Source organism: Elusimicrobiota bacterium (genome assembly GCA_016788905.1).
Taxonomy (GTDB): domain Bacteria; phylum Elusimicrobiota; class Elusimicrobia; order FEN-1173; family FEN-1173; genus JADKHR01.
Genome location: JAEURZ010000016.1, coordinates 51,477 through 76,141 on the forward strand (window position 1 = coordinate 51,477; position 24,665 = coordinate 76,141).

Annotated in this window: 17 protein-coding genes, 2 tRNA genes and 2 pseudogenes; 3 read left to right on the top strand and 18 right to left on the bottom strand. The window is 47.7% G+C overall.

The annotated features are described in order from the left end of the window. The first annotated feature begins 210 nt into the window (after positions 1–210). The 3 genes from JNK54_07725 to JNK54_07735 all read left to right on the top strand — a co-directional run bounded on the left by JNK54_07725 (position 211) and on the right by JNK54_07735 (position 1,002). Positions 211–282 (top strand) — tRNA-Lys (locus JNK54_07725). Positions 283–363: 81 nt separating this feature from the next. Further along, positions 364–438: transfer RNA gene (locus JNK54_07730), tRNA-Glu, on the top strand. A 420-nt stretch (positions 439–858) separates the two neighbouring features. Further along, a complete protein-coding gene (locus JNK54_07735) occupies positions 859–1,002 on the top strand; it encodes a hypothetical protein (protein ID MBL8024152.1) in 144 nt (47 codons plus the stop codon). A gap of 385 nt (positions 1,003–1,387) precedes the next feature. Here JNK54_07735 and JNK54_07740 read toward each other — a convergent pair whose 3' ends face one another. The 18 genes and pseudogenes from JNK54_07740 to JNK54_07825 form a co-directional block, all read right to left on the bottom strand. Further along, positions 1,388–1,612 carry a hypothetical protein gene (locus JNK54_07740; GenBank protein ID MBL8024153.1) on the bottom strand — a complete coding sequence of 75 codons (225 nt, stop codon included), beginning with the start codon at positions 1,610–1,612 and terminating at the stop codon, positions 1,388–1,390. After that, complete coding sequence (locus JNK54_07745; protein ID MBL8024154.1) at positions 1,609–4,293, bottom strand: TNT domain-containing protein; 2,685 nt, start codon at positions 4,291–4,293, stop codon at positions 1,609–1,611. Before JNK54_07745 ends, JNK54_07740 begins: the two co-directional genes overlap by 4 nt. A 118-nt stretch (positions 4,294–4,411) precedes the next feature. Beyond that, positions 4,412–6,835 (bottom strand): GHKL domain-containing protein, encoded by a 2,424-nt coding sequence (locus JNK54_07750; GenBank protein ID MBL8024155.1) that lies wholly within the window; start codon positions 6,833–6,835, stop codon positions 4,412–4,414. Next, complete coding sequence (locus JNK54_07755; protein ID MBL8024156.1) at positions 6,832–7,776, bottom strand: amidohydrolase family protein; 945 nt, start codon at positions 7,774–7,776, stop codon at positions 6,832–6,834. Before JNK54_07755 ends, JNK54_07750 begins: the two co-directional genes overlap by 4 nt. Position 7,777: 1 nt before the next feature. After that, the gene (locus JNK54_07760) at positions 7,778–9,394 is read right to left on the bottom strand and encodes an aminotransferase class I/II-fold pyridoxal phosphate-dependent enzyme (GenBank protein MBL8024157.1); all 1,617 of its coding nucleotides are present in this window, start codon (positions 9,392–9,394) and stop codon (positions 7,778–7,780) included. A gap of 27 nt (positions 9,395–9,421) precedes the next feature. Next, the gene (locus tag JNK54_07765) at positions 9,422–10,726 is read right to left on the bottom strand and encodes an outer membrane protein transport protein (protein MBL8024158.1); all 1,305 of its coding nucleotides are present in this window, start codon (positions 10,724–10,726) and stop codon (positions 9,422–9,424) included. Positions 10,727–10,752: 26 nt separating this feature from the next. Then, the gene (locus JNK54_07770) at positions 10,753–11,292 is read right to left on the bottom strand and encodes a response regulator (GenBank protein MBL8024159.1); all 540 of its coding nucleotides are present in this window, start codon (positions 11,290–11,292) and stop codon (positions 10,753–10,755) included. Further along, a complete protein-coding gene (locus tag JNK54_07775) occupies positions 11,285–11,794 on the bottom strand; it encodes a response regulator (GenBank protein MBL8024160.1) in 510 nt (169 codons plus the stop codon). The genes JNK54_07770 and JNK54_07775 overlap by 8 nt, the downstream gene beginning before the upstream one ends. Positions 11,795–12,241: 447 nt before the next feature. Further along, on the bottom strand, positions 12,242–14,284 hold the full coding sequence (locus tag JNK54_07780) for a hypothetical protein (GenBank protein MBL8024161.1): 2,043 nt from the start codon (positions 14,282–14,284) through the stop codon (positions 12,242–12,244). 106 nt (positions 14,285–14,390) lie between these two features. Beyond that, a complete protein-coding gene (locus JNK54_07785) occupies positions 14,391–16,424 on the bottom strand; it encodes a hypothetical protein (protein ID MBL8024162.1) in 2,034 nt (677 codons plus the stop codon). A 664-nt stretch (positions 16,425–17,088) separates the two neighbouring features. Continuing rightward, a complete protein-coding gene (locus tag JNK54_07790; protein ID MBL8024163.1) occupies positions 17,089–17,343 on the bottom strand; it encodes a hypothetical protein in 255 nt (84 codons plus the stop codon). A 160-nt stretch (positions 17,344–17,503) separates the two neighbouring features. After that, entirely contained in the window at positions 17,504–17,647 is a 144-nt protein-coding gene (locus tag JNK54_07795) for a DUF2384 domain-containing protein (protein ID MBL8024164.1), read from the bottom strand. A gap of 53 nt (positions 17,648–17,700) precedes the next feature. After that, entirely contained in the window at positions 17,701–19,809 is a 2,109-nt protein-coding gene (locus JNK54_07800; GenBank protein MBL8024165.1) for an RES family NAD+ phosphorylase, read from the bottom strand. Between the two features lie 929 nt (positions 19,810–20,738). Further along, positions 20,739–21,779 carry a virulence RhuM family protein gene (locus tag JNK54_07805; protein MBL8024166.1) on the bottom strand — a complete coding sequence of 347 codons (1,041 nt, stop codon included), beginning with the start codon at positions 21,777–21,779 and terminating at the stop codon, positions 20,739–20,741. A 119-nt stretch (positions 21,780–21,898) separates the two neighbouring features. Further along, positions 21,899–22,591 (bottom strand): annotated as a pseudogene (locus tag JNK54_07810) (DNA damage-inducible protein D). Beyond that, a pseudogene (locus JNK54_07815) lies at positions 22,588–22,975 on the bottom strand (SAM-dependent DNA methyltransferase). Before JNK54_07815 ends, JNK54_07810 begins: the two co-directional pseudogenes overlap by 4 nt. Before the next feature lie 338 nt (positions 22,976–23,313). Continuing rightward, a complete protein-coding gene (locus JNK54_07820) occupies positions 23,314–23,625 on the bottom strand; it encodes a hypothetical protein (protein ID MBL8024167.1) in 312 nt (103 codons plus the stop codon). After that, positions 23,610–24,638, bottom strand: coding sequence for a hypothetical protein (locus JNK54_07825; GenBank protein ID MBL8024168.1), 1,029 nt, complete (start codon positions 24,636–24,638; stop codon positions 23,610–23,612). The genes JNK54_07820 and JNK54_07825 overlap by 16 nt, the downstream gene beginning before the upstream one ends. Positions 24,639–24,665 lie beyond the last annotated feature (27 nt).

Sequence of the window (24,665 nt, forward strand, 5' to 3'; positions counted from 1 at the left end):
GACTTTGCGATAGGACGCGGCATTCGACGAAGGGGGCCGGACTTTTTCTTCCTCAAAAAGTTCGTCCGATGTCCCTGCATCGACCTCACCTTTTTCGTCCAAAAAAGTGAATCTCCTTCGTCTCGGTCCTGCGGGCCAACTGAAAAGTTCAGGTTAACACAAGAAAGGATAAAATTGCTAGAATCCCCGTTCTCGGGGCTCAACCCCGCAGGGTCCGTAGCTCAGGGGTAGAGCATTCGCCTTTTAAGCGAGGGGTCGAGGGTTCAAATCCCTCCGGACCCAAAATTTATGTTGGTGGATAAGTTTTTTGGATTCTCAAAACCTATTCCATCCATGACCGTAACAGGAATCGTAACCTCTTTTGTCCCCGTCGACTAGCGGTTAGGTCACGGCCCTTTCAAGGCCGTAGCACGGGTTCGATTCCCGTCGGGGACACCATCTCGTGATGGTGTATCGAACCGAAGGACCCACCTCCGATATGGGGGTGGGTCCTTTTTTTTCCAGGGTCGGAAGGGGGCTGTCGGGGGCCGGAGAGAGACTCCCACCGTCGAGGAAACGCTCCCAATAGAATTCGACGGCCACGGCCTCCTTGGAATACTGCACCTTCTTGATCCCTTCCTGAACCAACAAGGTCTTTTCAATCCCTGTTTTGCGCGCCCATATGCCGTTGAATTTTTGAAGTGATAGTTTGAGTGTTTCTGTTGAAATCCCCCCCCTTTCTTCAATAGGTTCGATTCCCGTTGCCTCCCCGTGGCGGGTTTGAGTATTCATGGCCTGGACAACGTTTTTTAGGAAAAAATCGTCCATGGACCAACGCTGGAAGTTCTGTTCCATCATTTCGAGGAGATTCAGACGGACTTGGACGCGTTTATGGACCGCTACAACACCCAGCCTACTAACCAGGGAAAACACTGCCAGGGACGCACACCCATGGAAACCCTGGAAGCGGGGCGAGCGGATTATGATCGGCTGGTTCCTAAGCCAGAGGCGTCGGCGGCCTAAATGCCGTGTGTTCCCCGGAGACCCATTTTGTCAACGCAAATCTTGACTACCGCAGTTGATACTGTTGGTCGCTTCTTCCTCTCAATGTGTGACTGGTCGCTCTTCCTCAAATTTGGTGGGGTCGCCTATTACCGCTTTGACTAGCGTCTTAATGCTGTTTGGTTCTTTTTTAAAATCCCCAACTTCCTGATCGGTCAATGGGGAACTTACTTCCAACAGCCCAATCGTCCCGCAGACAACCTCCCAAAAGTGATGCCCGGTTGACTTATCCTTGAGAACTGAGAACACCAAGTCAGCGTTGGAATAAACTCGCTCTATCGTCATTCATTCCTCCGAACAGAACTTATGACATAGACCCCCGCGCTAACTGATTCAATTCCCCAAATCAAAGCCTCTTGATGACCGTGGCTTGAGGATAATCTTCAATGATTGCCCTGAAATATTCTTTATCAATGAACACGTTTCCACATTTACACCCCATACTTTCTTTGGGTGTCGAGGGAACCATTTCGCCACATTTCAAACACTGATAGAAAATGTTCTTATCTCGGGGAAGGCGTGTTTTCTTTGTGATTTTGTCGTCAATGGTTTCAAACTTTTCTTTTTTCATCGTATCTCTCGCAAATAGCCTTCCTCTAACAGGCGGCTAATGGGTTTGTCGAACCGGTACTGATTTGCCCTCCCTTTGGCCCCAAACTCTTTAACGGGGGCTGCTGGACCAGCTTCAACCTGCATGGGCCTAACAACTTCATATTTGTGATAGGCCATACCCTCAGTGCCCGGCGGTAACCCTCTCTCTGAGACAGTCGCCCCAACCTCGCTGGCGAATCGCCCCACTGGAGGCCCGTATCTATCCACGATTTTTCCAGGTTTAATTTCAACCCTTACGCTATGGGCGAACCCACCATCCCCGGGATAAGGCAAATCCCTTTGAGCCGTGAATCTACCGGAGTTATCATTTCGGAAGCGATCAATGCGGCTATCGTAAGAATATCTCTCTTTTCCAATAGCGAGATGACCCCTTTCGTTCAACACTAAGTCATTGGCGCCACCAAAAACACCCTTGACGGCACCCCAAGCGGATTGGGCCTTGGACAAAATTGCCTTTGGGATCCAGCGCTCCGCCGCTTGGACCTGCTCACTGCTCCCCACTTTCGCCGCGACGAGGATGCTTGCCACGGTGGCGTAGGCGGTTGAGGCGTCTTTGTCTACCCCCACGTATTCCAGCACGTTTTGGGCCACGTAAGCAGTGCCGAGCGCGGACGCTGTGGTGATCGTCGCCGTTACACCGAAATAAACCAGACCTGCGGTTCCCATCGCTTTATTGGCCACGTCGGCCGTTTGGGCCGCCCTTAACCCAACGGTTCCCACAACCAGGCCCATGGTGGGGTGAGACTCGGCCACTTTTCCCATCCAACCGAAGAATGCCGCATCCGCACCGCGATTGACTAGATTTTTACTGGTGTCGTAGGTCTTTTGGAGGGGGTCCGCTACGGCGCGCTTTTGGTCGTAGAGCGCGTCATTGGGCACCGCACTGAGGATTTTGTCTCTCATGGCCATCATCTGGGCGCCTAATTTTGCGCCTTGTTCTGGGGCCATGGCCCCCACAGTCACGAGGCTCTTGATCCCCTCCAACGTCTTTTCCGTCTGTTGGCATACCGCCGCTTTGGCCTCTGGGAAATACGTCGCCGCCCGGCGGGCCAATTCCTGATCGGGGACCGGGGCTTCTGTCTTTAAGCGGTCCGCATCGATATTCGGGAGCATGGAAACGAGTTCGTTGGTCACTCCACGCATACCACGTTGAACCTCACGGAATGATTCTGCCTGGGTTTCGAGACCCTGGGTCTTTTGTGTTAAGACATCCTGTCTTTGTTCGAGATTTTGCAGGGGTTCCTTAATGGTGTCGTAAGAAACGTTTTCTATGGATTGGGAGAGGTTTAGACTGGCTTGCCGAATGTCTCCGGCTTCTTTTGAAAGGTTCTTGAAGTCGTCTTTGAACTCAAAATTGAGAGTGGCCTCTAAACCTGTCTGTTGTGAAACGGTTTTAAAGAATTGGCTTACCGCGTTGCTTCGAGCGGAGAGGTCCCGCTCAACGTTCGATATCTTGGAAAAGTTAGCGGAACTGGTTGCGTCCAGGGCGTTAACGCCCTTTTCTAGCCCACTGACTTCGATAGGGGCGTGGGTTCTGCTGACGAAGACCTGTTTATCCCCCTTTTCAATCACGGCGCTATTTAACTCCATCACGGCCGCTTTGACCATAAACGTCGCACGGGCAAGGCTGGCTGGACCAGACATATCAAGCGAATCAGACATTGCGCTGTCCAGCTGGACCTTTGCCCCTTGGAATTGGAACTTTCCCAATGGGCCTTCGGGGGTTGGGGTTGTTCCTTTGAACACCATGTCCCCGCCCATAATCATCCCAAACCCCTCGATGTTCACTGGGGCTTGGATCTTTAGGGTTGTTTCTTTGGTCAAAAGGGTGAAGTCTAACCCCACGGGACTCACTTTCCCGGCAACTTCTGCGTATTTAATTGGCAAATTCGCGCCGTCGGCCCTGGTGATGCCTCCGAGGTTTGGCCCGTAGGCGGTTCCTTCAACCAATCGAAGGGCTTTCCCATCCCCTTTAAACGTCGAGCCTGGTTCCCAGGCCTGGCCTAGGGCTTGGGTTTTTCCGTTTTGGGTTTGCAATAGCCCTGGGGCGATTTCTTTGAGGTTTTTAAATGATCCCATCAAATCCTGGGCTTGGGGCGTTACGGGGACTTCCTGCTTTTGGTTGGACCCGAAAATCTTATGGGAGAGACTTACGATCCCATCCCCGATCTTCTTAAACGCTGTGGTGATGGCGGCCCCGATCCCTTTAAACACTTGGCCCACATTTTGGAGGAATGTGGGTTTTGCGGCTGGGGTAAAAGTATCCAGTTTTACGACGGGCTGGTTCGTACGCTCCGCCACTTTGGCCTGGGGCACATACTGAAAACGAATTGGAGGCTGATAAGACAGATTTAGCTTTGGTAAGGAAAGCTGGCTGTAGGAATTAAAATGGACCGGGGGAGCAGTAAAACTTTGGATGCGCGCGCTCATCCTCTGCATTTGGAGATCTAAAGATTGGGCGGAATAGCCCCCTTGGGAACCATAGTTGTTCCCGTAGTTGTTATTGTTGAATTGATAGTCGTCGTTGCTCCGTGCAAAAACGGGGGCGGCCTCTAAACCGATGAGAGCGAAACAGAGGGCCACAGAAAGGAATTTAGTTAATGGAAAATGGGACGGGGTAGTAATGAAAAATCGGCGCATACGGGCCTCGCGGGGAGATCTATTTAACGACGAGGCCATTCTAGCAATCCCTTCTCCAAAGTCAAAAACCAATTTACGAAATAAAAAATACTGCTTTTTTATTTCTTATTTAGGTTTTCTACTTAAAATCGAGAATAAGTGGGAATTCCAAGAAAAAAGTTGTTCCCCCTTCCTTGGTGCTTGCCACCCAAACTTTCCCATTATTGGCTTTCATGGCTTGATCAACATTAAAAAGGCCGAGACCAGCGATACCTACTTTCTCGCTCCCGCCTCCTTGCGTCCCTCGCTCAAAGATTCTTGCTAGTTGATTCGGATCTATCGGTTCCCCCCCCGAATTATTAATCGAAACAACAATTGATTCCACCTTCGGGATGACCCCTATCTGAATACTCCCCCCGGCCGGTGTGTGTCGGAGAGCATTGTCCATCAAGTTCCCGAAAATGCGAAAGATCAATATCTCTGCATCACATTTAATTTTATGCCCTAAATCCGGGAGATCTATTCTGAAATTTATTTTGTGATGAAGACATAAAAGCTCATATTTAAGACTTAATTCTTCAAGAAGTTCGCGCACGTCTCGGAGGCTAAGATGGAGCACATCGGATTGGGGATTTATGAGCGTCTCTAACTTTCGGCGAATAAACCCAGAATCTTGTTTGATCGCTAAAAGGGCCTGCTTTTGCTCATTACTGACGGGCCCCAGTTTGGATCCCGTTAAATCATCAATCAATCGAAAACTCCCCTTATCAAAAGGGTGGCGCAGGTCATGGGCCCACTCCGCGCTTCGCTTTTGTTGGGTGACCGCCGTCATCATGACCATCAAAGTTTCCTGTCCAGCTGAAAAAAGAAGTGTAAGGGCGTCTATATCTTCCGCATTAATTAATTCCTCTGGACCAGGCCCGATTTCATCCTTCAGTAGTGACCGAATCACAGCGGTATGGAGAACAAGCTTCTGTCTCTTAGACAAACCAATATGCTCGTGATACTTTTTTAGCAATTGCATGCCTTCTGATCGCAAATTCAAACAATTCAAATCAAAATCGCCTAGAAACTCTTTTTCATTGACCAAACCATTTAACGCTTCGACAATTTCATGGTCAGACACCTTATATGGGCCTTTTTGAAGATCCAATCGGCTTGTGAGCTGATCAATGATTTTGATTTTATTTTTATCTTTCGTGATCGGAAGGTCGAGAAGATCTCTGATTGAATTAAAAAGAATTTCATGCGTTTTGAAAAAGGGGATCCCTTTTTTAAGTTTTCTTCCCAGAGTAATAAACCCAATAATTTTTTCGCCGTCCGAAAAGGGGACACAAAGGTGGGCCCCTAAAACTTCCATCATCCCATCGATTTGACGAGCTCGTTCAATGGGAAGTTCATGAATTAGACTGTCTCGGAATACGATCCCTCGCCTTTCTTTCATGAGTTCCAACAGATCCCACTTTTCCCCCCGCATAGACCGAATGGCTGTTTCACGGTCCATTCCAGACCAGGCCTGGGGCAAATAGGCATCAAGTTCCTCATCCAACATGTAGCCTACGACACCCTCTGTCTCAATCAATCGATTCACCGAGTCCACCATGTTGATGTACCAATGCCTTGGAGAAATGGAGCCAAGGATCACCCTCTCAAAGTAACCCACGTTTTTTAAACTCTCGTATTTCCCTTGAAACCAGGCCAGCTTATCGACAATATGGGTAAAAGAACCTTTCCATTTACTCATGAGCGTTGGCGCAATTCCGAGGGCAACCAAGATCAAAATAGAAGCCACCACCAGGGAGTTTGACCACCAGACGATGAAAAGCATGGGAGTGGCCAGAGTGGCGATGAATAAACCGTAGATGAAGGTATAGCGGAATACAAGATTAACGTCCATTAAACGGTAACGGAAAATTGCATAGGACCAAAACCCTATTAAAGAAAGAGTCCCTAACGGTCCGTATTTATTGAATTCAACGATTTTGAACATGGGAAGGGCAATATTGACCAACATGCCGAAGCCCGCGCTTAATGAGGCGCCCATCAAAACATAGAGTCCCTGGGTGCGGGTAAGCCCGGTGGTCTTTCGACATCTTTTTGCCAACAAATATATTCCATAGCCCATGAAACCCAAGTAATAAATCGAGTAGATGTTAAAAATGTATCCCCCACGCCAGGAAATCCCCCAATTTTCCCAGTGGGCGTCTGAAATCATTTGGGGTGAAAAAATATTGAAAAGGAAATATCCTGTTATCGTGAGATGGGTTAAAAAGACGGGGAGGGATACTTTGTAATCTTCGTTCTCGATCAACTTTACAAACCAACTGAAAAACGGGGGAAGGAGAATAGCGCCGAACATAATCCTCCTTGTCCAAAGGAGGGCTTGCTCATTGCTCTCCGCCCTGAGAGCGAAACCATGGCAAAGGGTCCAGAGGGCAACCGACATTCCAAGGGCAAAGAAAACAAAGTTGATCTGCTTCTTGTTCCCCTTAAAGAGAATAAAAAGAGGCAGGGCCAAATTAAAAGCGGTCCCAACAAAAACGACCGTGCTCAAACCCGTCATTGACATTTCAGAAGCCTGTTCGCGTTGTTACTTTGAACCAGGTGCGTGACCCTGTCGACGTCATCATTTTTTATAAGACAAAATCGATAAATCGCAGATCTTAATAGAGAGAGGGATTGTGTCTGTGTCCCATAGGGCCAATCCGAGCCAAAAATGACGCGCTCCGGCCCCAGTAAAGTGAGTGCTGATAAAATGGTATCCGGTCCTATTCCGCTGGTTTCAGCATAAACGTTTCTAAATCCAACGATGTTTTCTAAAAACTTATTGTTGGGGTTAAAATAGCTCCCAGCGTGGGCCACAACGAAAGTCGTGCTTGGATGGGCCTCCAAAATAGGCAAAAGTTTTTCCCCAACGGCCAATTTTCGAGAGTCATCGAATAGAATCGGTGTAATACCACCGTGAACGATAATGAAGAGATCTTTTTTGGCGGCTGTTTCATATAGGGTTCGAGCCTCAAGTGATGAGGGATCAACCCTTTGAATGTTCGGATGAAATTTTATCCCTCGAAATGGGAATCGATTGCAATAGTCTTCTATTTGGTTTTTTACATCGTCTGGAGAGGCCCCATCAAAGTTAACGGAGATCAAAGGAATTAATCGATCGGGATCCTCTTTAGAAGCCTCTACAACCTGTTGAGTCTGAACAAATGGGGCAATCGGTAAAACAAGACTTTTTCCAATACCGGCGGAATCCATGGAGGCAATCAGATTCTTCCCATTTGCCAAAGAAGCGGCGTTTTGGGCGGAGGAAATCAGTAATGATTTTGGGAGAATTCCTGACGATACAAGTCGGATGAGATGGGGATTATAGCTAGACCGCTCAAGAAGATGAGACTCAACATGCCCTTCGGTATCGGATACGATCTGTTCCCTGTAACACCCCCTACACACATCACCAATATGGGTGTGGAAATCAACAACGGAGACAGGGGCGGGATCCATTTTAAGCCCCTGGAATAATTCCTTCTTGTCTCCCCAGTTTTGCAAGTTCATCCACCACAAAATCCAGTTGTTGCGTGGTGTGTTTAACGGTGAGCATACAACGCAAAATGGCTTTCCCTGGAGCAGTGGCCGGATATCGAACAGCGGGAAGAAAGATACCGTTCTTAAAGAGATCAGCGGCAATCCGTTTGGCTTTGTGTTCAGAGCCGATCAAAATCGGAATGATATGGGATTGACTTCCTAAAATATCAAAACCTAAATCAAGAACTTTTGTCTTGAAATAATTAACAATTTTCCAAAATTGCTTATGCAGGTTCAATTCGGAGTCAAAGACGCTAAACGCCTCTTTGACCCCAGCCACCGTGGCGGGAGGGAGTGCGGAACTAAATATATACGTGTTGGCTTGAAGTCGCAAATAATCGCAAAGGCTTGATTGGGCGGAAATAAATCCACCAGCGGCCCCAAAGGCCTTGCTAAACGTTCCGAGGGTAACATCCACATTTTTGACACCCCAATGTTCCACTGATCCGCGGCCTGTTTTTCCCATGTGCCCAAGACCATGAGAATCATCTAAATAGATAAGGGCATTGTATTTATTGGCAAGGGCCGAAATGTCTTTTAGCGGGGCTAAGTCGCCTCTCATGCTAAATACGCCCTCTGTGATTATGATCTTTCGGCTTGTGTGTGTTGTGCGTAATTGATTTTCAAGCTGGTTCATATCCAAATGCCGATAGGTGCGCATTACAGCATGATTTTTAATTTCGGCTAACCGACACCCATGAATGATGCTTTTGTGGTTTTCATGGTCAGAGAATATTCCGACCACATTGCTCATGTTCACTTTTCGGTTCAGAAAACTGATGTTTGTCATGGCCTCTATGGCCCCGACATTGCCCATGTATCCAGTCATAAACAGGACAGTGTCCTCAACCCCAAGGAAACCAGAAATCACTAATTCAAGATCCTTTAAAAGTTGAAGATTTCCCGAAATTAATCTTGAGCCACCGCAACCTGTCCCGTATTTTTCTAACGCGGCTTTTGCGGCCGCAATGACCTTTGGGTGTACGCTCATCCCAAGCGAATTATTAGAACAAAGTTGGATGACTTCTTTACCGTCATAAACAACCTTATCTAGTGGGGGGCCATCGGCAACATGAAATTGAAAATCTGTCCCCTCCTCATCGAGATTGGCCATCCAACGGTTAAAGAAATCGAGTTTTCTACGGTCAACTTTAATTTTTCGGGTTCTTCGAGAGTGAAGAGTTTCTTCAAGGAACTGTTTCAGTTTTCCCGCCTGTTCCTCTGACGGCTCTAGGAACTTAACCCCGTAACGAAGTGGCCTCGGGGTGCTGTCGGGCGTTTCACTCCAAGCAACAACGCCGCGAAGCGGTTCTTCTCCGGCAAAAGTTTCGTTCAGCCGGGCAAAAACCCGTTGCCCTTCTCGGAGAAATCCATTCGTTTGCATGCGAAGCCCGCCAAGACTGATGTCCACTAGGTCCGCACTGAACACCTGGCTGGGGGCACTGGTGTCCTTTGAAAAACAGGACACCTCAATGTTTGAAGCGCATTGAACGCGCACGGCCATTCGGCGGTCGGTTGATCCTCGTGAAATCTTCATAGGCAAATTGAATGCATGAGATTTCTCCTAGAACTTGTAGGAAAAGTTTAACGAAAAAGAATTCGCAAAGGACTTGTAAGTGCCGCTGGCGTTCGAAAGAGGAGCGCCCACAGTGTTATTTACTGTTCGGTTGGGGAAAATATTCGCAAGGTATGCCACATCAACCCCAATGGCCCCCACCTTATATCCGGTTCCCAGAGCAATACCGTACAGGTCCGAATCTGGAATAGATGGCTCATAGGTTTTGTTCGGAACGGGAGAATCCATATACATAAATCCTCCGCGGAGCTTCCAGCGCTCATTGAGTTGATATTGGGTTCCAAGAGCGGCGCTAAAAACATCTTTCCATTGCCTTGGTTGAGGGTTCCCGGTGTTAAGAATTGCCAACCGGGTTGGATCGGTTTCCTGAGTATAGCGAATTCGTTGTTCGTTGAAGGTTGACCAACCCGTCCATTCGATATCCGCTTCGACGTTCCATTTTTTGGTGATATCAAATGAATAGCCAAGGGTCGTTGCGTCAGGAAACCGGAGAACCGACTCACCCCCTGTCGAATACGAGGTGCCACCAAAAACAAAGGCCATGGCTCCGCTCATGTTATCCAACTTAGCCGTTCCATCAATCGTCATGCTGATCTTGCTACGATAAGTCAAACCCAAACGTTGGCCCTCTTTTGGTTTTACGAAGGCCGCTACGTTCCAACCCCATCCGGCCCCATCGCCCTTCTGCTGAAAATTCCCGTCTGGAGACGTAAACGGGGACGTTTCAGAATTTACCGCCCCGACACTCACTTGTCTTTTGAGGTCGGCGTCCGCCCTCATATAGTCGATCCCGGCGGCAACCGAAAACCCTTCGTTTATTTTGTAGGCAACGTTGGGGTTTGTATGTAAGACATGAAGTTTTGAATCTGTCGCCATATATTTGGAAAAACCGTTGGTGCCCCAGGTAGTTCCCAGGCCATAGGGAGACGTTAGGCCCACGCCCCAAGCCCATTTAGTCTGCCCAAGAGGGCCACCAACGAAAAGGTTCGGGATGACAAACACATGATTGGACGCCTTTTCTTCGTTCCCGGCTGTGTCAATATGGGAATAATAGGGAGTAATGACTTCCGTCCCTAACCCTAACATAGTGCCTTCAATAAAAGGGAGTGCCGCGGGATTAAAAAAATTGGCCGAGGGGTCTTCTGCCCGAGCTACAACGGCATTCCCTTGGCCGAGGGCGTAAGCGCCAATTGCTTGGTTGCCCAAACCACGAGACCCCACCGACCATCCGATTTGTGTAAAAAGACCGACAATGCTCGCACAGAGGCCCAGCTTGATCATATGTTTACCCATTGTCCCTCCCCATTTTGGAATTAAAATCACTCCTGTTTCCTAGCGTTTCTGACAATTGAATTTAAAACCTCGCGCATGGGAGGCGGAATACCAATTCCCCTCTTACGGATGGCACTTCCCACAAACATGATGAGGTCATCTGGGACATGGCGAATATGCTCACTGTCGCCTTTAGAAACAATAGGAGTTGCATTGTCATTCGCGTTGTATGAATTCGAAACCCTCGCCCAATCGCGAGGATCCATCGTCTTTAAGTTATAGTTCCGGTCAATTGTTGACGTAAAAGGAACAACGGTAATAGATGATAGATCCTTGTCTTTTGTGATTTTCTCATACAAGGCGGGGCCTTTTATTGTACCAGGAAGGTTGAAATCCAGGATGATAACATCAATGTGACAATCAGATCGAAGTGTCTTCAACGCATCTTCTGCGTTTTCGCAAGAAACTAAATCACAACCCAGTTCTAAAAATCTTTCCTGGATCATTTTCTGAGTAATTTGACTGTCCTCTACAACCAAAATGAGTGGCTTCTTCATGGGAGCATCTTCCTTTGGAGAATCAGCCATCCGACTTTGCCTCACCCGTATCAATGTTTTGAAATATGCGGTTAGAACATCGTTCCATTTCAACCTGAAATAGAAATGGGGGCTTAATATTTTTTTTCTGGAATGAAGACCCGATAAGAAAAACAAGTTCCGGTGGAATGGTATTCGTTTTGTGATTGCCATTTTTCGAAACGAACGGATGAATTACTCGCGCCTTAGGATTGCCGCTGGGAACGAAGAGGACATCCTTCGATGGGTCAGGCCAACTCGAGAATTCGATAATGATGGGGAACAAGATCACGGATAATGCGCTAAACCTAGAGTCAGAGCGGATCCGTTCTAAGAAGTTCGGCCCATCTCTTCGAGGAAGGAAAACATCAAGCAGCAAGAGGTCTGGCAGGGGTCCATTCTCTAATAACTTCCAACCCGTTTTAGTAGTTGGAGCGAGCAGAACATTGAGACCTAGAACTTTGAGGTCGTGTTTTAAAGCCGCTCGCGTCATCGAATCATCTACCACGAGCATAACGACCGGGTTAGAGGACACAAGAGCCACCTCCCAGTGGGTCTCTTAAATTCGACTCACAGACCGCCAAGACAATTTCTGTACATTCGCCTAAATATGCAAGGTGATGATAGCCTGCCTTTTCACTGAAATCAAGCATTTTGTTTAAAGGCTGAATTCAACCAGCAAGTGCACCAAACGAAGAATGAACCTCGATCGGAGTTTTAAAATCCGGGCATTTTGGTCCTCCCCCCAAAAACTGAGCCAATTGTAAGTAGAGTCCTGGGATGATAAAACTGAACCCAGGAGGACAAGACCATGACACGAAAGCAGTATACGGAAGAGCAGAATCGGAATTAGCCCAATATGGAAAATAGAAACCCCTGCTCCAATGGGGTTGAGGGAGCAAGCACTAATAATACATTCTTTCACACGGAGATTGTGCCCCCCCAAAAAATTAAATCGAAATCAATCAATTCTTTCATGACAATGCAATGAATAGAAAAAAGCAGTGCCTTTTCCGACTTCACTTTCAACCCACACCCGCCCGCCGTGGGCTTCGATCACGCTTTTGACACTGGCGAGGCCTAGACCCGCTTGGCCTTTATTTTTGGGGTCCAGTTGGACCCCTGGGGTAAAGAGAGCTGATAAATCTTCTTTTTTTATTCCGGGGCCGGTGTCCTGGACGAACCCGACAAATGTATTCCCCTCAATACGATAACCGACCGTAACCGAACCGCCCTTGGGGGTATGGCGGAGAGCATTTTCCAAAAGATTTCCTAATACGCGGTGTTCCAACATTTTCTTATCGCAAAGGATTACCTGGTCGGATGGAGGCGCAATTACTTTTAATGAAAGGGGTTTCCCATCAGCCCATGGCTTAAAACGCAATGCCACTTGATGAAAAATACTTTTGACAAATACCGGATTAATTTCCGGGGCCTCTTTAACCGTTGGTCGCAGAACATGTTTAAGATTTTCTCGTAGAAATTGGACGTCTTCTTTAAGGACTTTCAGAGCCATTCTTGTTTTTTCCGACATTGGGGTCTCATCCAGAAGTTTCACTACCAAACAAAAACTCCCCTTGGCCCCAAGTGGCCGCACTAAATCATGGGCCCACAGCGAGGATATTTGTGAATGGTTTAACCCGCTCAAAATAACTTGAAGTTGTTGTTCGGCCGCGGTCACAAGATCATTTAGACTTGAAAGATCTAGGTCGTTAAAGAATTCGCCCGTTTCCTTTGAATCCATATTAAACAAAGCCCAAAGTTTTGACTGATAAAATAGTGGGACACACAGAGAAGATTGCATAAAGGCAAGGTCTTCTTCCACTTCTGTTCGATCAGAATTACTGAAATATTGACTTGCTAGATCGGCAACCAATGGGACATGACCTTTCTCCATTTCCTTGACTAAACGGCTTTCTCCGGGGATAGAGAGCATTCTCATTTTCCCCAGATTTAATCCAAAGCCCGCCTTAATTAAAAAAGCTTTTTCTTTTTCTTCCCATACCAAAACATTGGCACTTTTGGCCCCATACAAGTCCCGCCCAACCCCCACCAACCGCCAGGCCCAGTCTTCGACGTTCGATCCTCTTTGGAGTGAGGCAATAAAATTACCCAAAGAGTGGAATGGGCTAAATTTCTTTCGAAACGGGGGTAACCGGTCAATGATTCTCATGACATCTTCTTTCAGATGCCCAAAAATAAAGGGGGTGACCACTCCTGTCACTAAAATCCCCGTCACGGCCCATTTCACTGAACCATACCAGCCCACTAAAAGAGCAATGGGAACTGCCACCGTTAGGACAAAAAAAGCGTACGTAATCACATTTCGGACCGCCAGGCTAATATCCATTAAACGGTAACGTAATAATCCATAGGCGATAATGGCATCGCCCAAAAAAACCAAAAAATTCCCCCAAGGATCGACAGGGACATTAAACCACCAAAAATAATTTGTCAGTCCACCCCCAAAAGACAAAAGGGCTCCGATAAATACATAACGAATTTGTTCACGTCGAACCCCTGTCGCTTCTCGACAACCGCAATAGAGAACGTACAAGAAAACGACAACGGTGGTCCCAAAGAAAACCAACTGATAAGGAAGAAGAAAACCGGGAACAGGCCAAAAAGCAAAGGAACCCCGGGGCTCCACACGTGCCACGATATAACCGAAGAGATTTGATGCCATAAATGCGCCCGACAATACATATGCTAACTGAATCCAATGACGATACCGATTTTGGGAATCGCTCAAAACAACGCTGTAATGGAAAAACAAGGCTGGGATGGGAATGGCCCCCATCATCAAAATCCGACAATAGATTAACGCCATATCTGCCTGGGTTTCTACCTGCCAAAGGAAATAAAAGGAGCTCCATAAGAAAACGAAACCCGAGAAGACACTAAAAGTGACGTGGGTGACCTTGGTTCCCCGAAAGAGAGCCAAGAAAATTAAAAAACCACCAACTAACGCGTTCAATAGTCCGCTCAACGCAAAGAGATTCATGCAACAATAGGCCTTTTATTCCTGTTGGTTCGCGAAACTGAGATGTTCCATGGCACCATCCGATTAATGGCGAGAATATACCAAGGCACCGCATCAAATGAATTATTCATAAAGAAAAGAAAAACGTCGTCCCCTTCCCCACTTCGCTTTCAACCCACACCCGGCCGCCGTGGGCTTCGATCACGCTTTTGACACTGGCGAGGCCTAGACCCGCTTGCCCTTTATTTTTGGGGTCCAGTTGGACCCCTGGGGTAAAGAGAGCTGATAAATCTTCTTTTTTTATTCCGGGGCCGGTGTCCTGGACGAACCCGATAAACGTATTCCCCTCAACACGATAACCGACCGTAACCGAACCGCCCTTGGGGGTATGGCGGAGAGCATTTTCGATAAGGTTCCCTAAAACTCGACGTTCGATGAGAAGTGCATCTCCATTAACAAGAACATTATCTGGGACTTTGGAAACAACCCAAATTATGCCCGCTTCTTTAGCCTGTTCCGAATAACGTAACCCAACCCGCTTATATACACCCTCAATGTTCATTGTTTTCTGTTGAATCGAAATTGGTGAGTTTGCGTTTACCACATGCATTAAATTTGTGTAAACAAAATTCAACTCTTCTTTTACCTTTGATAGCGTTTCAAATGCAGGGGGAGAAAGAGTTCCCCATTTCCCTGAAAGTAGGGATTCCACATGATGAAAGGCGCCTTTGGGACCTAAAGGTTTTAACAGGTCATGAGCCCAAGCGGCAGAAAGTTTTTCGTGCTTGCCCCCACTCAGTAGAACGCTAAGGGCCAACTCTGCCGATTTCGCTAAACCGAGTAACCCCGTAAGGTCAATATCATGGTACATATCCCGACCAATTTTTTTCCCTAAACACAAGAAAGCCTGCACCCTTTCCCGATAAGAGATCGGAGCTATCACTGACACCCCTAAGAAATCCATTTCATCCAAGATCTCCTTGGACTGAGAAGACATTTCTTGTCCTATCATTTCTTTCAGAATAATTCCTTTTGAAATCCCCATCCCCGCCAAAACACCTTCACCTGGGACTGAAAGAAAGACTTTCCTTGCCCCATCAATCCCGTAGCTTGCCTTGACTATGAACGCATCTTCCCCTTCCTCACGAAATAGAACAAAACATGATTCTACCCGCATTATTTCTTGGGAGACGGCGACCAAGCGGTCAGCCCACTCCTTTGAGGACCCGCTTTGTGCAATTTGGCGAACCATTTTTTCCAACACCTGGTAAGATTCATATTTTCCTCTAAATAGGGGAAGACGATCGACCAAATCCATTATTTTCCCTTTCATACGCTGGAAGAAAAAATACCCTGCGGAAGGTAAAATCAAAGAAAAAGTAGCTGCCATAATATTCCCTGTTATTACCCATACAAATATTGAAATGGGGATTCCCAGGAGAAAGCCTAAAATCAAGTAGACCATCAGCAATCTGAAAGCGAGATTTATTTCCATCAACCGAATTTTCAAGATTGTAATCGGTATCAAAGCCACATAGACAGTTTCTATTAAAAAATGGATAGGAGGAAACCCCGGTCTTGCTATTGAAAATAAATAAAATAAACCTGCCAGAAACCCCGAAAAGACTCCTAGGGCAAGATATTTCAGTTGATTGCGTCGTATCCCTTCCGCTCGTTGCCAGGACCGATAGAACCCGAAAAGCGCGAATATTAATGTAAAAAGAAAATAAATGGCGAAAACGACAAAGAGTGGTCCGGGAATCTCTACTATGTCTGGAGAAGTTATAACGTCACGAATGAGATACGGGGAAAACGAAAACAAAACTAGAAAACCCGCTAGGGATTTGTGAATTGTTACAATGAAGGAATTAAAAAATGATTTTCCAATAACAACCGTAATAAACCTAAAAAAAACAAAAACTAAAAGAATTGCCCAAACATAAGACAATCTATCCAAAAACAAGGCCAGGTGTGGCGTTGGTGCCCAAGCAACGGCCAAATCGCTAATATTCCAGAGACCCAAAAACAAATTAGAAAAGGCAAAGAGACGGCTAGCAGGGCGATCCGTTCCCCGAAGAAATAAAAGGCCCGCAAATATAAAACAGGCCATCGAAGCGATCGTGGCTGTCACCAAGCGAAACACCAACCAGTCCGATGCCATCTATTGAACCTGGGACATATTCAAAACCTTACAATGGAGGGAAGGGATCATGCTTGAATAATTGTTTGTCAGCAAAGCAGAACCAGATTGTGAATAGATTTGCCCTTTTGCTCTACTTCGAAGGAACCGGATTTTCTCAACGATCGAAAATCCACACCTTACTCCTTTCGGACAATTGGCCCTGCCCCTCAAACAGGATGAGATGGGATGCCCCAGGTTTGCGAGCCGACGGAACGAGAATTCCGTTGTAGCGCCCGCGGCCCCCCCCAAGTGCTTGTGGGATAAGACATTCGTCCCTGGCGATATCCTTAAGAGAAATAGCATATGAAAATATTTTCTGAACACTTCCGAAATCGGGAATTCTAGACGATCTTTCGGGCACAATTCTGAACGTTGGCCAAATAGGGGGCAGGTTTAGATCAGGTGCCTTTTGGCCGATCTCAATCCTTCTTACGAACCACCCGGAAATTCGAATAATCTTCAACAACGAGCCGAAAATAATCCTTGTCAACAAACACATTGCCGCATTGGCAACCGACATTATCTTTTGGAATTGACGGAATCGCCTCGTCACATTTACCACACAGATAAAACAGGTCGGCCCCTCGTTCAACTTTGTCTTTCTCTGTATAATCGCCCCTCACTACCGAAAACTTTATTAGCTTCATTTTTTATCGGGCCACCGTTTTGCCAATGGATCAGAAAGTAATCGGCGTAAAAGGTCCTGGCAAGCATCGGATTCTAAAAGAAAATGTTTTTCATTTCGTCGCAAACCTCTTTCGCTGTAGTAAACAGACCAGTTTCCACCTCCTTCATTGGAAAGCACATAGGTCTCACTTGGCAGGCCGCCATTGAGCGAATAAGAGCTTGGGTTAATATCTTGTTCCTTTAATCGCCGCTCCAAATCAATTCGGTTCATTTATTCACCTTCAGCAAATAGCCTTATTCGAGCAGCTCGTTAAAGTTTGTCGAATTAAAACTGAACAATTTCCCCGTTGGCCCCAATGGGCTTAGTTTAAACCTGCATGAGCCTACCATTGGCATAAAGTCTTGGGCTGGTTTTCCGAAATACATTGCTCTTAAGAGAACATTCCTTCGGTTCTCCCCAAGTAATCCCTGACAACTTCCTCCCCCCCTCCCTCATTCATAACTTCGATGATCGAGCGCCCGCCAAGCGCTGGGATTTTGGCCAAGACCCATTCTTGAACCTTGGGTTGTTCCAATCTTAAAATTCGGCTTTTGATATGATTTGGAAGGTCGTCAAATGTTCTGTAAGTCAATGGTCAAGCCCCTCAAACAGGATGAGATGGGATGCCCCAGGTTCGCGAGCCGACGGAACGAGAATTCCGTTGTAGCGGCCGCGGGAAAAATCCCCAAGTGCTTGTGGGATAAGATATTCGTCCATGGCGATATCCTTAAGAGAAACACCAAGTGTCTTTCTCGTCCCAGGATTCGTTAAATCCAGAATATTCTCCACTTTCAAGGCCTTACTGACAATCGCCCGAGACGCAGGATTAACCTGGTAATGTTTCAATTCGCCAAGGACGGCTTCTTTAGATGTGCCTGAATACAAAGCGCCTTGACCAACATCAGAATACCTGTGGCGTGCTCCGAAATTTTCAGCGCTGACCTTCCACGCATCGCCAGCGTATTTAGGTTTGACGGCTCTGTAAATTGTTCCCTCAAAAACCACACCCTTGGGAAGGCCAACAAATCCCGGCCCGGCAACCGTCGCATTCGCGCCAATGTTATTAGCCTCAACAATGGCCCGGTTGGTCGTCGGATTAACAACGAATCCACCTTCATTCATTACGAGCTGTTTAGCCCCGCCGAAGACATTCCTTACAGCGTCCCAAACTGATTGGGCTTTGGACAAAATTGCTTTGGGGATCCAGCTTTCCGCCGCCTTTACAGCCTTGATATTCCCGACCTTAATTGCAACGAGAATGCTTACAGCGCCTGCGTAGAACATTGAAGCCTCTTTGTTTACCCCGATATACTCTAGACCTTTTTTAACCCCGTATAACGCACCTAAAGCTGCTCCTGTGGTGATTGTTGCCGTTACTAAGAAATACGCCGTTCCAGTGGCGCCGACTACCGCCACCCCTGTTTTGGCTAGCTCAGCCTCCTTGAAATAAAACTTCCCTACGGCTTCGCCGGTCTTTGGATAATTTTCCGCCAGTTTTTCCATCCCCATCACGTTAAAGAACGCCACGTCTGTGGCACGATTAACCAGACTTTTACCAGTGTCATAGGTCTTTTGCAGGGGGTCGGCCACGGCGCGCTTTTGATCGACGAACATTCCATGGGGAACCGCGGCGAGGATCTTGTCTCTCATGGCCATCATCTGGGCGCCCAAGTTGGCGCCTTGTTCCGGGGTCATGGCACCAACCTCGACAAGGCCTTTGATCCCTTCCAGAGCCTTATCGGTTTGCTGGCTTACCAGGCCTTTTGCTTCCGGGAAATATTTCGTGGACCGGTAGGTCAATTCCTGGTCGGACACGAAGGCATCCGTTTTCAATCGATCGGCGTTGATATGGGGGAGCATCGCAACAAGTTCGTTGGTGACGCCGCGCATTCCCCTTTGAAGCTCGCGGAAGGGTTCCGCTTGAGCTTCTAGGATCTCAGTCTTTTGGGTTAGGACCTCCTGTCTTTGTTGGAGATCTTGGAGAGAATCCTTTGCTCCATTGTAGGATTCATTTTCAAGAGCCTGGGCCAAGTTCAACGTGGATTGCCTGATGTTACCTGCTTCCGCTAAAAGATTGTTGAACTCGTCCTTGAATTCGAAATTGAGCGTGGCATCCAGTCCGGTCTGCTGGGACGTATTTTTAAAGAATTGGCCAACGGCATTGCTTCGGGCGGACAGGTCCCGCTCAACGGTCGATATTTCAGAAAAGTTGGCAGCGCTCTGTTTGGCCAGGGAGGAAACACCCTTTTCTAGCCCGCTGATCTCGATCGGGGCGTGGGTCTGGCTTACGAAAACCCGTTCATCCCCCTTTTTCACCACAGCGCTCTTTAACTGCATTACCGCCGCCTCTGCGAGGAAAGTGGCGCGGACGAGGCTGGCTGGATTGGAAACATCCAGCACGTCGGCCATAGTGCTATCCAGTTGGACTTTTGCCCCTTGGAATTGGAACTTTCCCAATATTCCTTCGGGGGTTGGGGTTGTTCCTTTGAACACCATGTCCCCACCCATAATATTCCCGAACCCTTCAATATTCACTGGGGCTTGGATCTTTAGGGTTGTTTCTTTGGTCAAAAGGGTGAAGTCTAACCCCACGGGACTCACTTTCCCGGCAACTTCTGCGTATTTAATTGGCAAATTCGCGCCGTCGGCCCTGGTGATTCCACCAAAGTTTGGTCCGTAGGCGGTTCCTTCAATCAATCGAAGGGCTTTCCCATCCCCTTTGAACGTCGAGCCTGGTTCCCAGGTCTGGCCTTGGGCTTGGGTTTTTCCGTTTTGGGTTTGCAATAGCCCCGGGGCGATTTCTTTGAGGTTTTTAAATGATCCCATCAAATCCTGGGCTTGGGGCGTTACGGGGACTTCCTGCTTTTGGGTGGACCCGAAAATCTTATGGGAGAGACTTACGATCCCATCCCCGATCTTCTTAAACGCTGTGGTGATGGCGGCCCCGATCCCTTTGAACACGTGGCCCACGTTTTGAAGGAAGGTGGGTTTTGCGGCTGGAGTGTAAGTATTCAGTTTTACAGCGGGCAGGCTCGTTCGCTCCGCCACCTTGACCTGTGGCACATACTGAAACCGAATGGGAGGCTGGTAAGAAAGATTTAACTTCGGCGCGGAGAACTGGTTGTAATTATTGAAATGGACCGGGGGAGCGACAAAACTTTGAATTCGCGCGTTCATCCTCTGCATTTGAAAATCGAAAGACTGGGCGGAATATCCTCCCTGGGAACCGTAACTGTTATTGGCCAATTGATAGTCGTCGTTGCTCCGTGCAAAAACGGGGGCGGCCTCTAAACCGACGAGTGCGAAACAGAGTGCCACGGAAAGGATTTTAGTTAATAGAAAATGGGACGGGGTGGTAAAGGAAACTCGGCGCATGCGGGCCTCGCGGGAAGAGCTATTCAACGACGACGCCATTTTAGCAATCCCTTCTCCAAAGTCAAAGACTTTTCTATTTTTACACTTTGCATATAAATATTTTTACCGACGCAGCATACGGCCTCTTTTAAATGATCTTCTTGATTTCAGACCATGAGCCTGCGATCATTGTCACGATTCCGAAATCTCCGCCATGGTCCCGGCGCTGGTGGCTTCAAGGTCTCGCGATTGGACGTTAAAAGTTACGTGGTTCATTTCTTCTTTACCCCCAATTTTCGTTTGGGTGTCGGAGGCAATTGCCGAATGGCTTTATCAAAGTCGCTTCCAGCTTTGTCGGATTGTTTGATTTCCTTGCGGTAAAACTTCTCGTAGTGAGCCTCGGCCAATTCTTTGGCCATTTCATGGGAGATTTTACCGGCGTCCTTAAGGATTCCCCGGTCGTTCACGGTTAGGAAAGCGTTCAGCTTGGCAATCCAATCGGCCATGTGCATGGGGAGGCGGCGAAGGGCTTGGCCCTCAGCGAACAAAAGATATTGTTCTACGAGGTTGTTGAGGGCGGTGAGCTCTTCCTCGTTTAGGTAATTTTTGGCGATGGCCACGTCCTGCTTTCGGACCTTGGGCCCACGCCAGTTGGTAAGCCCCATATTGGGCTTGGCGGCGTTAGCGCGGGCGCCGATGATTTCTGCCGCCGTATGGCCTGTGATGGCCCAGTGGAGCTTATTTTGAACTGTTTGGAAAAAGGCGATGCTTTCCGAATGGGTGGGGTCGTAATCGATGCTGGTGGCGTAGATATCGGTGATCTTCTGGTAGAACCTCCTCTCGGAAGTGCGGATGTCTTGAATACGGCGAAGCAGTTCCTCAAAATAGTCGAACGGCTGATCGGGGTTCTTCAATCGCTCGTCGTCCAAGACGAACCCTTTAACGATATACTCCCGCAACTTCTGCGTGGCCCAAATACGGAAACGCGAGGCCACAACGCTTTTAACGCGGTAGCCTACGGAGATGATTACATCGAGGTTATAGAATTTCGTAGCATATTTTTTACCGTCAGCGGCAGTTGTTAAGAATTCCTTAAGAACTGAATCCTCCCTTAATTCCCCTTCGGCAAAGACATTGCGCAGGTGCATGCTCACGTTCGGGATAGTGGTTTGAAACAGTTCCGCCATGTGGGCCTGTGTGAGCCACGCCGTTTCCCCCTCTAGGCGAACATCGAGTTTCAACTTCCCATTCTCGGTTTGGTAGACAAGGAACTGTCCTTTGGAGGGGGGATTCGATTCTTGAGATACGTTCATGGAACGAACCTTGTTTTGGGTTTAGCTTCGACCATTTTGTCTGTTTCAAGAAAATAGCCTGAGGTGGGGCGAGTGGTATGAGGCGTTCCTTCGCCATGGGGATCATAGGTTGTTATTTTCCCCCATGGAGTCCGGATGTTTGATCGACTTTTTTCTTCCATAGCGTGCCGTCGCTCCCCTTTTTTGACATCTTCGGCGGCAGGCAGGGTTTCGGGGCGGATTCCGCGTTCCACTAGTGTTTTTCGAACAGCTTGATTGTTGGTGATGTGTTCGTTGGAAATGGTGGTTTTACCAAACAAGGAGTGGTCTCCTTTACTGCGGATATTGACAAAATCTCGGTTGCCGCCGGTTTGTTCAAAAATGGTTTTGGAAAGATCCTTCTCCGTCGCGCTCAACTTTTGGCAGCCGGAAATGCGTTCTACCTCTAGAAGACGTTGCTCAATCCGTTCGGCACGACGAGTTTGAACAGCGAAATAAGTTTGAGCAAAGGCGATTTCAGTCTTTTTGGGATCCCCATTCTGCGCCACCAAATAACAGGCGTAGCGAGTAAGCATGATGTCGGGAATCTCTTTTTCGGCGCTATTAGGCATTTGGATCGTTTTGTTGACGTCAACAAAATGATCCGTCACAAGGGACCCCGAACCCTCGCAAGCCGTTTTTGCCTTTACAATGACGGCGACAAAGTTTCGCCATTCCGTATAACCAAGAAGAAACTGAACATCACGCGCCAGCCAATATTCAACGCCACTCTCCGTTTTTTGAGCGTGGGCCTCAAAAGTGGACGTCAACATCTGGACAAGTTCGAGTTTCAGGATTGCAACACCTCCGCAATGTTTTTGGCAATGACGGTTTCCAACTCCCGGGCATTGGCGTTTAATGTTTCCGGCTCTTCGTTCAGCGTTTAAAGTTGTTCCTTAAAATCTTCATCCCTCACGTCTTCGCCGGGGGCTACGCACACGTAACGGCCAGGGGTTAGGGACCAGCCCTGAGCTTCAATCTCTTTAAGCTCGGCAACCTTGCACAGGCCGGGAACGTCGGCGTATTTAAGCTTTTTGCCGAAGACCTCCATCAGCTTGCCTTTGGCTTCTCCCCCCCCCTAACGTGATCTCGATGTCCTCCCCGCGATAGAGGCGGACCAGATTGGCGATAAAACCGATTTGGGTGGGGGTCCAATCCCGATGGGCACGGTCAATTTGCGTGGAATGCACATCCTGTTTCATATCAACGCTCTCTCGTCTCCGCTTTAGACCCTTTGCAGGGGGATTTTAAAAATATTCCTCCCAAGTCCAACCCAAATGTTTTGTTCCGTCCTTAATGCGCCCCACGATTTCGTCTCATCGATCTATTCCCACTCGGGCATTTCATTCTTCCACTTTTCAGGTGAGGGCAAATAAATCACCGAAGGGTTGTGCGCAAGTGGTTCAATTCCAACTCCAGCCTGTCAGCTCCTTCCATGAATCGGATGTATTTAGAACTGACATGGATCCCGTATTCTTTGGCCATAGATTTCTCAGGAAAAAGGTCTAATACCGCACTACCACATCGCTTCATACAGGCCCTTAGAAATCGCACTTTGATATATATCTTCCGTGAACCCCGGACAATGAATTTTTAATCTTTCAATGGCAACTTCCCTGCTGTAATGATGATCATGGATTTCATTTCCCATCTCGAAAGCCAACCCTTTAAGGCTTTTTAATCGATGCAGCAATTCGTCTATTTGTGGTTGGGGACAGTCTTTAAACTCTTCGCTTAAAGTCCTGAACGCTTCGATTTCCCCTGATTTGGAAAGAATTTCAAAGGCCCGATTGATAAATTGGGTTAAATCTTTCAACGGTAGGTCCACGTCTGAATTTTTTTGTTGTTCCTTAGGGTCGGGAATTCGCGTGAAAAAAACACCCTTTCAGGCTTTGACCCCGAGACAAAAAGAGTGATCTCTCCCGATGCCGCTTCTGAATACCTTTCTGAAAGTCTGCTCCATATTTTAAATGACTGTGCTGGCGTTAGGGGGATGTCTCCTTTCATGAAATCAAATTGGTTCAACCACTTCCCTCCTGGAGTATCATTGATTGTCATTTTTCCTTTAAGAATCGCAAAATCGTTCGCTTTATTCAAGTTCCCTTCCCCAGAGAAAAATACGGCCTTGTTGGGAGGAGTTATGACATCAAGTTCCTCCACTTTCCGCATAAAAAACTGGAAGGGGTCTTCCTTTCCCCAAGGCTTTTGGTTAAGAGTTTGGGTTTCAACTCTACTCAAGGTTTTTGACGGTAACATTGAAACATCATCCACAACAGTCGAACCGAAAAAAACATGTCCCGCTTCGCTTTTAACGGTTCTTTGAGTCCATTGCAGGGAATCTTTGAATCCGGCTTTAAAATCTTGGACGGCTTGGGCGACGCCTTTGTTGGCGCCAATTCGGTTTGCCCAGGCTTTTTCGATTGTGGCCACCCGCGAACCGTTAGCCGCCAATCCCCCTGCGGCAGAACCTGCAACGATTCCCACGAATCCTGAAAGATCGTCATTAACATCAACGGCTTGAAGTCCCTTGTCTACTCCCACGCTGGTCCCTATTCCCACCGCGGATGTCACAGGGAATGCGACCACAAGCCCTAGCGCGGCAACCTTGCCTAGGAGATTGGCCCCTTTGGAAACGAAGGATCCCGCATGGCCAACAACTTCCATCGTTTTTGGGGACGTTTCCGCATACCCCGACAATCGGTTAAATACATATAAATCCGCCGCCTCGCTGGTCGCTTCTTTGATCGTCGCTTGAGGGTGGCGGGCGGCGACAGAGATCCGATCGCCCAATTGGCTTGGTCCGGCGCCAAGGACTTTATCTTTGGCGATTTTTAGCGACATGGCCCAATCCAACGCTCTTTCTGGATC